General features: G+C 41.7%; 13 protein-coding genes. 2 read left to right on the top strand and 11 right to left on the bottom strand.

Going from position 1 to position 13,246, the window contains the following annotated elements:
- Window positions 1-121: 121 nt before the first annotated feature.
- Together MKX60_RS14530 and MKX60_RS14525 are read left to right on the top strand one after the other, a co-directional pair.
- Window positions 122-547, top strand: a complete 426-nt coding sequence (locus MKX60_RS14530; protein ID WP_076286624.1) for a MarR family winged helix-turn-helix transcriptional regulator — start codon at window positions 122-124, stop codon at window positions 545-547.
- Window positions 548-633: 86 nt separating this feature from the next.
- On the top strand, window positions 634-2,043 hold the full coding sequence (locus tag MKX60_RS14525) for an MDR family MFS transporter (RefSeq protein WP_341060156.1): 1,410 nt from the start codon (window positions 634-636) through the stop codon (window positions 2,041-2,043).
- Window positions 2,044-2,090: 47 nt separating this feature from the next.
- Here MKX60_RS14525 and MKX60_RS14520 read toward each other — a convergent pair whose 3' ends face one another.
- The 11 genes from MKX60_RS14520 to MKX60_RS14470 all read right to left on the bottom strand — a co-directional run bounded on the left by MKX60_RS14520 (window position 2,091) and on the right by MKX60_RS14470 (window position 13,164).
- Window positions 2,091-2,564, bottom strand: a complete 474-nt coding sequence (locus MKX60_RS14520) for a GNAT family N-acetyltransferase (protein ID WP_076300490.1) — start codon at window positions 2,562-2,564, stop codon at window positions 2,091-2,093.
- A gap of 41 nt (window positions 2,565-2,605) precedes the next feature.
- Entirely contained in the window at window positions 2,606-3,268 is a 663-nt protein-coding gene (locus MKX60_RS14515) for a DUF421 domain-containing protein (protein WP_042189803.1), read from the bottom strand.
- A 125-nt stretch (window positions 3,269-3,393) separates the two neighbouring features.
- Complete coding sequence (locus MKX60_RS14510) at window positions 3,394-4,632, bottom strand: ATP-binding protein (RefSeq protein WP_042189805.1); 1,239 nt, start codon at window positions 4,630-4,632, stop codon at window positions 3,394-3,396.
- 169 nt (window positions 4,633-4,801) lie between these two features.
- The gene (locus MKX60_RS14505) at window positions 4,802-5,554 is read right to left on the bottom strand and encodes a DUF4184 family protein (protein ID WP_341060155.1); all 753 of its coding nucleotides are present in this window, start codon (window positions 5,552-5,554) and stop codon (window positions 4,802-4,804) included.
- Between the two features lie 19 nt (window positions 5,555-5,573).
- The gene (locus MKX60_RS14500) at window positions 5,574-6,278 is read right to left on the bottom strand and encodes a class I SAM-dependent methyltransferase (RefSeq protein ID WP_076300493.1); all 705 of its coding nucleotides are present in this window, start codon (window positions 6,276-6,278) and stop codon (window positions 5,574-5,576) included.
- Window positions 6,279-6,346: 68 nt separating this feature from the next.
- On the bottom strand, window positions 6,347-6,823 hold the full coding sequence (locus MKX60_RS14495; protein ID WP_076300494.1) for a GNAT family N-acetyltransferase: 477 nt from the start codon (window positions 6,821-6,823) through the stop codon (window positions 6,347-6,349).
- A gap of 138 nt (window positions 6,824-6,961) precedes the next feature.
- Entirely contained in the window at window positions 6,962-7,741 is a 780-nt protein-coding gene (locus MKX60_RS14490) for an SDR family oxidoreductase (protein WP_076286617.1), read from the bottom strand.
- A 211-nt stretch (window positions 7,742-7,952) separates the two neighbouring features.
- Window positions 7,953-9,038, bottom strand: a complete 1,086-nt coding sequence (locus tag MKX60_RS14485; protein WP_341060154.1) for an NAD(P)/FAD-dependent oxidoreductase — start codon at window positions 9,036-9,038, stop codon at window positions 7,953-7,955.
- 39 nt (window positions 9,039-9,077) lie between these two features.
- Window positions 9,078-10,079 (bottom strand): FecCD family ABC transporter permease, encoded by a 1,002-nt coding sequence (locus MKX60_RS14480; protein WP_076286614.1) that lies wholly within the window; start codon window positions 10,077-10,079, stop codon window positions 9,078-9,080.
- Entirely contained in the window at window positions 10,072-11,100 is a 1,029-nt protein-coding gene (locus tag MKX60_RS14475) for a FecCD family ABC transporter permease (RefSeq protein ID WP_042189822.1), read from the bottom strand. The genes MKX60_RS14480 and MKX60_RS14475 overlap by 8 nt, the downstream gene beginning before the upstream one ends.
- An 84-nt stretch (window positions 11,101-11,184) precedes the next feature.
- Entirely contained in the window at window positions 11,185-13,164 is a 1,980-nt protein-coding gene (locus tag MKX60_RS14470; protein ID WP_076286613.1) for an AraC family transcriptional regulator, read from the bottom strand.
- Window positions 13,165-13,246: the final 82 nt, after the last annotated feature.

Here is a 13,246-nt window from a genome sequence, read left to right as displayed (position 1 = left end):
TAGTACCGAGGAATTATTAACTTGATTTTTCTTTAACTTGACTTGTATTAGTTACTTTATGTTAATATAAACAAATCATGAACGTTGATATATCATCTATATTTTGATTAGGAGAGATCACATGGATTCCAAAGACCCACTAGGATTAGTGATTCGAGATTTACACTTAGAAATAGCCAATTATTTAACGAAATTGCTTGCACCCGTTCGGCTTGCGCCTGAACAACATTTACTTATGGCTTTGTTGCTTGAGAAAGAAGGTCTATCTCAGAACGAGATTGCTAATAAACTTGGGAAGGATAAAGCCAGTGTTGCCCGAATGATCGCTAGCTTAGAGAACAAAGGGTACATTCATAAAGTAACAAGTATGCAAGACCGTCGTTCGGTAAATGTTTTTGTCACAGACGAAGGCAGGAAATTAGAGACTACAATCAATGAGGTGACAATCAAATTAAACGAAATTATAGCGACAGGATTCTCTCCTGCGGAGTACTCAGCGCTAACAACTTTGTTAACTCGTGTGCAGAATAATGTAAGTGAGGCATAAATGCATATCCTCCGCTCTATAGTTGACATATCATCTATTCTTCAAAAATAATACGAATCAATTCTGAAAAGAGGTTTATCCCTATCATGGAATCAACAGCAGCTGTTCAAGTTAAACGTCCCGCCCTAATGGCCTTCTCACTTATGCTAGGTGCATTCGTCGGGCTATTTAGTGAAACCGCCTTAAATATGGCTTTTACCAACTTAATGGATGAATTTTCAATCAACGCCTCAACGGTTCAATGGCTAACCACAGGATATTTACTTGTATTAGGTATCCTCGTTCCGATATCCGCCCTATTAATGCAATGGTTTACCACTAGACAATTATTCACAGCATCCTTGTTATTATCTATCATTGGTACTTTAATTGCTGCCCTCTCCCCCAATTTCACCTCCTTATTAATTGCGCGTTTAGTGCAAGCCTTGGGAACTGGTTTATTGCTGCCCCTAATGACGAACATTATTCTAATAATTTTCCCTGCACATAAACGTGGAACTGTCATGGGGATGATGGGACTTGTTATTATGTGTGCACCGGCCATCGGACCAACTTTGTCTGGTTTGATCGTGGATCATTTTGGCTGGGAGTTTATCTTTTGGACAAGTTTACCTTTATTATTATTTACATTTGGTTTCGGATTAACATTTATCAAAAATGTAGCCAAAATCTCTAAACCTAAAATAGATATTTTATCTATTCTACTTTCTACTTTCGGATTTGGTGGCATCGTATTTGGATTTAGCAACATCGCTGATCATGATTTAAGTGAAATCATTGTCTATCTGCCTCTTATCGTTGGTGTCATCAGCTTAATCCTGTTTGTATTAAGACAGTTTAAGTTGGAAACGCCGATGCTAAATTTACGAGTGTTTAAATATCCTATGTTTACAATAGGTCTGATAATGGTCTTTTTAGGAATGATGATCATCTTATCCTCTGCCATTTTATTACCGTTATATTTAAAAGGAGGTTTATTGTTATCAGCTACAGCTGCAGGAATTCTACTCCTTCCAGGCAGTGTGATTAACGGAGCTATGGCTCCAGTTACGGGTAGAATATTTGATAAATTCGGTCCGAAATTATTGCTGCCGCTTGGATTCTCCATCGCAACCATTGCAGGTTTTCTATTTACAAGCAATTCTACTGAAACCAGTAACCTGACCTTTATTTTAATACACTGCGCTATGTTTATCGGATTAGCTATGGTCATTATGCCCGCTCAAACCAATGGCTTAAATCAGTTACCCGTGAAATACTATCCGGATGGGGCTGCTGTTATGAACACACTTCAACAAATCGCAGGTGCTCTTGGTACAACGTTCGCTGTTACACTAATGTCTAGCGGACAAACACGATTCGCTAATACACATCCAACTGCTGCACAGCCTGAAATTTTAACCGCAGGAATTACACATGCATACTTATTTATCGCAACAATTGCAGTTATCGGATTAATTTTATCGTTATTTGTGAAGCGTATTAGAGTTTATTAATTTTAATCAAAAAAGACAGTGGACACGAGCTGTCCGCTGTCTAAATTTTAATCCATATATTTTTCATAAAATACTAAAGTTAATTTATTGTTTATTCGCTTTGTTTCTTCTGTTCGTTTATATCCTACCTTTTCATATAAATAACAGTTCCTCTGCTCTTGCTCAATACTATCCAGCTCCCATTTTTTCGCGTCATTATATCTCTGTTCAATGATTGCAAAAACCTGCTGAGCGATCCCCATCCCCTGGTATTCTGGCATAATAAATATGGGGCTGACACGGTAAGTATTGTTTTCCTTTTTAACGATTCGGACACCGCCCACAGCAATATCAGAAGTCTTAATTATATAATAATCTGTAAAAGACTGATTAATTCGGTTTATCATTTGTTCTACGGATTCATTGGCTGGGCTGGTTTCATAATCCTTATATTTCTCCAGTAATGGCATAAAGGCTTTGACTTGCATTTGATGAATAAATTCCGCATCACTTACGTCTGCTTTACATAAAGAAATCCCCATAAAGATGTACCTCCATTAAAATATATTACTATTAACAAGGTTTATGGTTTGTTTTTAGGTATGATATAGAGTGATCCGTCTTCCTTGTATTCAGCATAAGCAATGTCCTCAACGCATTGATAGCCATGCTCCCTGATCCATTCCTGGATCTGTATCTTATTCATCGGTCTGCCACGCATCGAATCTTCCAGCAGCCTACCTTTATCAATAACTGTAATGGAAAAAGAGGAAGACTGCTCCGATTGCTCCTCTTCAGACTTGCGCATAATCGACAGAGAGCCATTCGTTTCGAGCAGAGCATACTTCACTTCACTTAGAGAAAAAATATTTTGCTGCCGCAGCATAAACAGCAGTTGGGTAAACTCAATATCGTATTTCTCCATCAAATCCTGATTCACTTTGCCATCGTCAATAAGCAACACCGTCCGGCCTTCCGCCATGTTCCCGAACTTCACAAAATGGGTCGTTGCCTTTTCAAACAAATAAGACAAAGCGGTCCAGATGAAAAGCGCAAACAGCAGATGCCAGATCTTCACCTCATTATCATATATCGTATTCCCTACAATCTCACTTAAAATCAATGATGACAGGAAATCAAGTGGCGTCAATTGACTAAGCGTCTTGCGGCCAGTAATAAAGGTAATGATCCACAAACCAAAGAAACTAATGATCAGTTTGACACCTATAGTTACAAATATCTCCATTACTGCACCTCCAGATGGGACTTCGCACAGGGTCATTGCCCTTATGACACGAAATCCTTTCATGAAAGGTATTACACACTCCTAGTGGGGGATAAACAGCAAACGAGACGCTCTGCAACTTGCCCTTATGTTGGAATGGTGATAAGGAACGTTGTGCCTTTACCTTTTTCACTATCAACTTCAACAATGCCTTTCACTTTATCAATGGTACTGTAGACCATAAGCATTCCCAGTCCTGTCCCTTCGGCTTTGGTCGAATAATACGGTTTACCGAGACGCGATATTTCTTCCTTTGTCATTCCAATGCCAGTATCGCGAATACTGATAATAATATTTTGTTTTTTTTCCGAAATATCGATGAACAGCGTACCACCGTCCTTTTCCTTCATGGCTTCGATTCCGTTTTTATATAGATTAATAAGACATTGCTGTATTTGGTTCCGATCATAATTTTTGAATAGTGAATTATTAAAATTAAATTTAACCTCTACTTTGTGCATAGTGGCATAAGGCATGATGATATTTTTAGTATATTCTGCCTCCTCCTGCATGTTGGAATAAACCATATTATCAGATTGCGGCTTAGCAAATGAGAGATAGTCACTCACGATTTTTTCAGCCCTCTGTAATTCTAATAGAGATAACTCTACGTACTGTTTCTCCTCCCTTGTGATCGTCTTCGATTTATTCAACAGCTGCAAAAAACCGCTGGTCACTGTAAGCGGGTTTCTGATTTCATGTGATACACTTGCCGCTAGCTCACTCACGACATTTAATCTTTCAGATTGCATAATTCGGTCGCGATTCTTAATATTAGTAATAATCTTTTCTATTAAGATCATATTGATACACATCACCCCGACATGCGTCGTAAAGGCATTTAAGGTAAGAAACCAATATTCCCTATTTAAACTCCCCTGTGTAAAACCTAATATAATTAGGTAAAATCCCATCGTCAGAAAAGAAATTATTGTTGCCGCGATGATGCGACTTTTCGAATCTAGTTTTAAGAACTTTTTACTATATAGAGGAACCAGAATCAGGATTGAAGTGGCGAAAAGAAAGGATTGTAACGTACCCTCTCCCCCCACATAGAATCGATAGATATTTAAAAGGATATATAGCGGTAGAACGTTCTTGTATCCACCAAAAAGAGCCACAATGATAAACGGGATATATCTCAAATCAAAAATAAAGCCCATATCGAGTTTAAAAGGTTTGGCTATACAGAGACACATGGTCACTGCCGACAGTAGAACTAGAATCTTACTATTATAAGCAAAAGCACGATTTTCAAAGAAAAGTAGAAAAATTAAGATTGGAAACAATAAAAACAAGAAATTCAAAAGCAAAGTCTCAAACAAGGGATAACTTCCTTTCAGCCTAGTGTTGCTTAAAATACAGCGTACTGGAAAAATACGCTAAAATAATATTATAAGTAAAGTTCCCCTTATTAACTATGTATTTCTCAACCATTTTTAAAATAATAAAAAACAAAAGCACCCTATGGATGCTTTGATGAAGCGATGATTTTTATTGTTTTGTTGTTTGTAGCACGCTTATAATGAGCGATGCAAGTACAATTCCTAAGCATATCCCCGTTATAGGTGAAACCACAAGAATACCGATTATATTCCCGCTCGAACTAAAAAATAACTTTATACTGGACAAAACAACTGCTACAACAACTACTAATGTCCAGAAAACAATCTTTTGTTTCGTAGAAACCGCTGGTATTGTCGTTATCGTTTCATGGTGTCGATACAAAGAACTAATTATCATCCAGGTTAGCATGATTAATCCGAATGCCGAAAAAGAATGCTGCAGTATTTTATAAAGAGGGAAATTATAAATCATTAGGTCTCTTAGAGGGGAGTATCGCTCAACAAAGTAACCATTGAAATGTGTAAATCCATCGATGAACACATGAGTTAAAAAACCAATTATCACAGATAGGATAAACACTACCCAGCCCTTAGGATTCAATCTCCACTTGCTTAAGGTATTGTATGCTCGTTGATCAATATTATAAGTTGAAGGAAGATGCAATACTAATATTTCCTTTACGATGACATGGAAAATCACTGCAAGGATCACACATAGGGGAATCGCCTGCAAAAATAGTCCTGTTATAGAATGGCCTATACTTTGATAGGGCTCAAGCATAATAAAATACTCAAAATCAGGCGACATACTTCCTAATATCAAGCCTGTAGTACTAAAATATTTTGGTTTCACATATTTAAACGGAAGTGCAAATATAGGATGAGCAAAGGTAAAAGGCATAACCATCTCCTAGTGTTATTTATAACTTCTTAGCAACAAAGGTAATACAATCTATTGTAAGTTTTACAGCTTGTCCGTTTCTTTCAATTTCATATTCTAATTGTTTTACAAATTGTTGTTGAACTTCCCATTCAGTGTACTGATGAACTAATAAGTCCAGCATTTTTTCTGTAGATAAATTCACTTCAAACATTGGATCTAATTCTTGTCCATTTTCAAGGTTTACCTCTTGTATGTTCGATCCGATAATAATGCAATTGGTCCCATTTGTTTTTGTTCCACAAATCATTTCATTAAGTTTTCTGTGAAGTACCTTTTCCGAACTTACATGTTCCAAAGAAGACACTGCTAAAATAATGTCATACTTTTCCTTATCGATAACGAAATGTTCAATGTCTGATAATTTTGTCACAATAAAGGGTTCTACCCCAAATTTCTGACTATAACTCTCTAATTTTTCTATGGCCGACTCCAATAAATCCACGCAAACAACCTTACCATTTCTATTTTTCATGGATTCCGCTATAGGTATACTATTCCTACCAATCCCAGATCCTAAATCTAGTACACTTAAATATTCTTGATCGGTGTAGGCTTCTAAAAGATCGATTGCCGTTTGTACGGGTCTATGTAGCCAGGAACCTGGCTCGAATAAATTATAACTATCGTAACACATGTCATGATATCTCTTCTCTTCCGTTCTAATATTCGCTACTCTTTCCATATCACACCTCGGGCTTTCTAAATTAAGCATAATGCTGAAGAAACTACCTTTGAAAAGTGGAAAACAAATCAAAGTCGCAATATGGTTGTTAGCTCTTCTTCAATAATTTCGCCGCTGTCACGGAAACCGAAGCTTTCATAGAGCCTTTTAGCGGGCAAGTTATCAGCCTTATAAGAAATCCAACAATATTGTGCGGGGCCAGCCGGTAAAGTGCGGATAAATTCTAAAATTCTTGTCATGGCTTCTCGGCCGTACCCCTGATTCTGGTATCGTTTATCAATCATTAGTCGCAGGATACAATAGCTATCATTTACAAAGGATGGCACTTCATATCCAGTGATTCCATAAGTCATCATCACAAAACCAACCGGCTCTTCATCCGCGTAAATCGCAAACGGAAATGGATGACCACCATTGGTTACAAGGACATAACACGAAGCCATGCTTGATAAATTGGAAGCTACGAAGCGACGTTGATCGTCTGAAACCTCCAAATTGAAAATGGCACGTCGGTTTTCTAGTGTGATCTTTCTGAGAGTAATCATGATGGGCTTCTCCCTTCATATCTAAATTATTGAGTTTGGATATTATATCATCAATTTCCATGTTTTGTAGCGATAGTCTGCCCACTAACTAAAAAAGGCTACCGTTCAATCGGTAGCCAGGATGAAATACTCATGTCTTTATTTTCCTAGAAATCCACCTTCAGACTTTATCACTTGCCCCGTAATCCACTGCGAATCATCACTCGCTAAGAAACTAATGCCTCTAGCTGCATCTTCAGGCAACCCGATTCTTCCCATTGGAAACATAGGCAAAAAATGAGTTTTCATCTCATTCGTTATCCACCCGGAATCCGTAGGACCCGGATCAAAACCATTAACTGTGATATGTAGCGGAGCTAAACCAACAGAAAGAGGTTCAATTAATCCAATTAATGCACCCTTTGTCAATATATAAGCCAGGTTATCAGGGTCAGGCCCTTTAGAAACCATAAAAATAATTCTACCTGGAGTCCCCTTTGAATGATTCTTTTCGAATCTTCTGGCAAATTCAGTACTGAGTAAAACCGTGCCACGATTGTTCACTACATAGTGTTGATCTAACGAAGTGATGCTCAGGTTCTGATAATTCGTGGGCACGCAATAAGCTGCATTGTTAATCAAAATGGAAGCATTTCCTAAAGTTTGTTCTACCTGATCCATAATCTTTATTGAGATTTCAGGATTGGAAAAATCTGCTTCCATGTGACTCGCCCTGACTCCCAAGCTTTTCAGTTCTGCACAAAGTTGCTCCGGCCATTCCTTTTCTCCACCATTCCCTTCTGTTTCATCAAAAGGATGCCAATGCGTAAAGAAAATATCTGCCCCCTGGCTTGCAAGTGAACGGCATATGGCTGTTCCGATTCCTGTGGATCTGCTTGCTCCAGTAACGATTGCAATTTTATTTTTCAATGAGTTCATCTATACCATCTCCGATCATAAATTAGAAGGATAGATAGGTAGAGATCCATAGACATAAGCAGATTCAGCATCACTAAACTATAAGGGAGATAGTGTACCGTCTTATTAATTATGTGCATTAATGCAGGAACAGTTACTGTTCTATCCTTTAACAATAGTAGCTGAAATTCTGCATCAAACATAGATAAAATTTCCAAAATAATTAATGAAGTTAAACCTCTTGTAAGTCATCCCTTCGGCTTCGTTCCTCTACAATTTCTAACGCCCTGTTCTTCACATCAAACTTACTGTTATGTGAGGAGACCTGCGCTCTTGTTGACGCATCCGGCTCGATATACAACTTGGCGCTGTTCACGGCTAACGCTGCATCCGTAAAAGCTCCGGCAATAAGATAAAGCTTGCTGCCGTAATTTGCCGTATCTCCAGCCACGAACACTCCCGGAAGATTGGTTGCCAGCTTCTCGTCCGCATTAAAATTCCAATTCTCTCTCACTAACCCCCAATCTACAATAGGACCTAAATCCCCGCGTAGCCCATGATTAATTAGGACGGCATCCACCGCAAGACGCTCCTGTTCTGTTTCATCCGTCCATTCCCCGTCCGCATTTAATGGGGCGATTGAAACAGCATCAAGGCGATTGCCATTCCCGTATAAATTCTTAATGGCATATGGCGTAAGAACTTGAACGTTCGATGCCTTCATCCGCCTCACATTCCGTTCCATACCACTGAATCGATCCCGCCTATGCACGAGCGTGACCGCTGAAGCGATTCCTACTAGTTCATTAGCCCAATCTACAGCTGAATCACCGCCTCCAGAGATTAGCACTCTTTTACCGCGAAAGCTTGCCACATCCGTAACGTTATAATGGAGATTATCCTTTTCGTAATTTTCCGCTCCGGGCAGGTTAAGCTTAGCAAGCTTTAGCGCACCATGGCCTATGGCCAAAATCAGCGTCCGGCTCCAATGCTGCTCTCCGGTCGCAGATGTTATACGCATCGTGCCATCCACCAATCTCTCTAACCCGGTAATTTGTTGACCCAGTACAATGGTCGGATCAAAAGTTTGAGCTTGCTGGATCATGAGCTTTGTCAGCTGTGCTGCGCGAACGGGGGCCATGCCGCCGACATCCCAGACGATCTTCTCCGGATACATTAATGTCCTTCCTCCGAGTTCCTCTCTCGCCTCAATCAGTTTCGTCTTCATGTCGCGCATTCCACTGTAAAAGGCAGCATACAACCCTGCCGGTCCTCCACCGATTATAGTTACGTCAAAAAGCTCCAATTTTTGACCCATTCTTTGCCTCCCTCTGTTCTCATCCTCTTGAAAGAAGATCTAAATCTTCTTGCGCTTAAACAGCAGATACATGAAAAAAGGAGCTCCAATGCCTGCTGTGAACACGCCTGCCGGAACATCTAGCGGTTGAAAAAGCATTCTTCCTGCCAAATCCGCCAACAGTAGAATGATTGCACCTATTAACGCGGATACCGGGATGATCAGCTTGTAAGAATTTCCAACAAGCATTCTGGAGATATGCGGTGCCATCAATCCGATGAACGATATCGTCCCGGCTACGCCAACTGCAGCACCGGCAAGTGCAACGCTATAAAATAAGAGAATCATCCGACTTAACTGAAGCCTGCTTCCAAGCCCGCGAGCGACATCCTCACCTAAGGATTGCACATTTAATTCCTTCGCGAGCAGTAGCGATAAAGGAATGAATACCGCTACCCACGGCCACAGCACTTCAATATAACTCCAATTGGTGCCGTAGATGCTTCCCGTCATCCAATTCAGCACTTGTGCGGCCAAATAAGCCGGCCCGCTAATTAGCAGAAACGTAGTGAGCGCGCCCATTGCGGTAGAAATGCCAATACCGATCAGCACCAGCCGAAACGGCGAAACACCTTTTTTCCAAGCAAATACATAATTAATAGTTGTCGCAACCAACGCGCCGCCGATGGCAATGAACGGTACCCAGTGGATACTGTACCCGGTCACGAAAGTCATGAAGGCAACCACAGCTACCGATGCCCCTCCGGTTACACCCAGCAGATCGGGCGAAGCGAGAGGATTGCGGATGACGCCCTGTAATAGCGCACCCGCTACTGCCAATGCTGCGCCAATGAGTATAGCGGCTACTATTCGAGGCAAACGGAACTGCATAATGATCAGGTTACTGGCTTCTGCGTTTCGCCCCGTAAGAGAAGCAAGTACCTCTTTTAATGGTACGCTAACTCCCCCAACGGATAAACTAAGGAGCGACAAGGCGGCAACGATACAAGTTAAACCTAAAAACAACAAGAACGAATGCTTCGCTATACGCGCTTTAAGCATGCTGTTTCCTCCTAGCCACATGGATCAGAAAGGGAACGCCGATAATCGCCGTTGCGACACCAACCGGAACTTCTCTGGATTCCAGAATAAAGCGCGATGCTAAATCCGCAGTCACCAAAAGAATCGCCCCAACTAATGCGGTATAAGGAAGCAGCCATCTAAAATCATGCCCAACGATGTATCTGCATAAGTGAGGGACAATAAGTCCTATGAAAGCAATCGGACCAGCTGCTGCTACCGAGCTTCCCGCCAATAGTACAATTGCCGTAGCCGACAGCACGCGGACCAGCGTTAGACGCTGTCCCAAGCTCTTCGCGCTATCGTCTCCAATCGCCATAATATTTAACGAGCCCGATAGTAATAGTGAGATCGTCATTCCTATTGCCATATAAGGCAGAACCATCAATAAATGCTCCAGATTTCTTCCTTCTACAGAGCCGATCATCCAGAATAGGGCTGATTCCAACGACTGCTTATTAATTAGAATAATGCCGGATGTAATAGAGGAAGCGAAAGCTGCCATACAAGCGCCGGCCAAGGTCAGCTTTACAGGCTCGAAACCGCCTCCTTGCAATCCAAGCGTATAGACAACCGCCGATGTTGCGACCGCACCTGCGAAAGCAAGCCAGACCATGCCGCTCATCGTTAACGAGGAACCGAATACGAGTAGCCCGATGACAATAAATAGCACAGCGCCCGCATTTACACCGAAGACAGAGGGCGAAGCCAGCGGATTTCTTGTCAGAACCTGCATAATTGCCCCGGCTACTGCTAAACTTGCCCCCACCAGTGCCGCAATCAGGGTTCGGGGAACACGAACCTTCGTCAGAATAAGATGTTCGTTCGAACCGTTGAATTGACTGTAAGCCAGCCATAGATCTTTCAAGCTGAATTGATGAAGACCATACAATACACTGCATAACATACTAATTAGAAGCAAAATTGCACCGACAACTAGGCCGGCGAGCTTTCGCTTGCTTAGGAAAGAACCATTCACGTCTGCACCGAGCCTCCTATTCATTGGCAGTCTTAACAACTAAACTGCCGGAATCGTCAACAAGCTGACGCGAATACAGCGCCAGCTTGTTGATTCGATCCGCCTTTATTATTTCACATCAAAGTATTTAACGAGTTCGTCCAGCAACAGATTGGCTGCTTCATATCCGCCTGCCGAGTTCCAGATTGCTTCATCGACTTGAATCACCTTTTTGTTCTTTGAAACGCTCAAATTTTGGAACAACGGATCTTTTTTCCATTCCTCCACGACCTTCGATGCATCGTCCTTGCCCGGAGTCTCCGACACGAAATAGAAGAGAACATCACCATCCATGCTAGGAATCGTCTCTTTGGTCATAACTTCGATAAAGGAGTCTTTATCCTGCGATTCAGGCCGTGCAATTCCTAATTGGCTCAAGAGCACGCCGGAGAACGTTTGCTTCTGATAAATACGCACTTGTTTCGCGGAGAAGCGCACCACCGACACTTTCGTGTCTGCTTTGCTACCGAGCTTCGCCTTGACTTCCGCAACTCGTTTATCGAAGTCCGCCATCGCCTGCGCTCCTTCTTCCTGCTTGTTTAAAGCTTCGGAGTAGAGCTTGAAATTAATCTTCCAATCTCCTGCCAGGTCATCGGAGAATATCGTCGGAGCTATCTGCTTTAATTGATCGTAGATTTTCTCTTGTCTGACCTTATTACCGATAATCAGATCCGGCTTGAGGCTCGCGATCAATTCAATATTCGGCTGAAGCTCGTCTCCCACAACCGTAACGCCTTCCATGTCTTTCTTGATATGGTCGTACCAAGGGTCACCAATCCAAGACTGAACGGCTCCGACCGGTTTGATGCCCAGTGCCAAAAGTGCCTCTGTTCCTTCATTGGTCAATATGACAACACGTTCAGGGGCGCCGGTAAGCGTTTCTTCCCCCATCGCATGCTTAATCACTCTTGTGTCATTACTTACATCCGTCGACGGACTCGCAGCTGGACTTGCGGAAGTTGCAACATTATTAGTAGAAGTGCTGTTGCTTGTCGGTGTGACATTCGTTCCCCCTGTCGAGCATGCACTCAAAAAGAGAACGAAACAAAATAATAAGGTTGCTGCCATTGTTGTTCTTGACTTACGATACATCGGTATTTCCCCTTCTCTTTTATATTGATAATGATTCTCAAACTCATTACCAATATAACGTTGCTGCCTTCTAGCAACAATGGGAGATCTGAACACGAAGGATGGATTATTTCGACGCTGCTCCTGTTGCAACGCTGCTTCTTTAAAGCTGGTGGGAGAAACACCCTCGTATTTCTTGAAGATACGGCTGAAATAATAGCTGTCGGTATAGCCTACACTCTCGGCAATTTCCTTCAGCGTGAAATCTGTGGATAGAAGCAACTGCTTCGCTTTGCTCATCCGCAATTGAATCAAATAATCGATCGGGCTCGTTCTCACTTGCTTCTTAAAGGCGTGCAGTAGCTGTCTGGAGCTGCAACTAAGGTGTTCAAGCAGCGTCTCAAGCGTTATCGGCTCCCGATAGCGTTCATGAATATAACGAACCGCTTGGGCCACCAAGTCAGGCTTAACGGCTATGATATTCTGGCGTTCCATCTGCTCTAGAATTTCATAAACCATTTGATAAAATATCGCTTTAACTTGAAGCTTATTGAGTAGATCTGAACGATGCCACTCCTTGCTCATGGAGGTGACATGATGGAAAACGGAAATCGGATAATGGGGCTTAAATACATATTGCATTTGAAACGGATTGTGCTTCTCCATCAGCTTGATCGTTTCTTGACGGGATGGTAGTGCTAGTACCGCTTTATACAAAATAATATAGTATTCCAGCAGCTCATCTGCCGTAATATCAAGGTAGAGACCCTTGCCCCCATGGAGCAAGGAAAACCGGCTGACGCGGTGTGCTATGCCGTCCAGTTGGAGATGTGCGCTACCTCTAGTCACATATAAGAAGACGCTTGAGGGCATTCTGTACGCATGCAGCTCCTCGTCTTGTTCCATTCTTCTATGTCGTATATCTATGATCTTGATGAATGCCTGATTCCATAGCAAAGCTTGATCATTCAATGTCACCGTCTTGCGCTCCCCCTTCTCTATCACTCCATGTTGAGAGATTTATACCCCCATCATATATGATAATGATTATCATTTACAA

Source organism: Paenibacillus sp. FSL R5-0914, assembly GCF_038004525.1.
Taxonomy (GTDB): domain Bacteria; phylum Bacillota; class Bacilli; order Paenibacillales; family Paenibacillaceae; genus Paenibacillus_AQ.
Note: the sequence above shows the minus strand (reverse complement) of the source record. Positions and strands in the feature narration are given on the sequence as shown.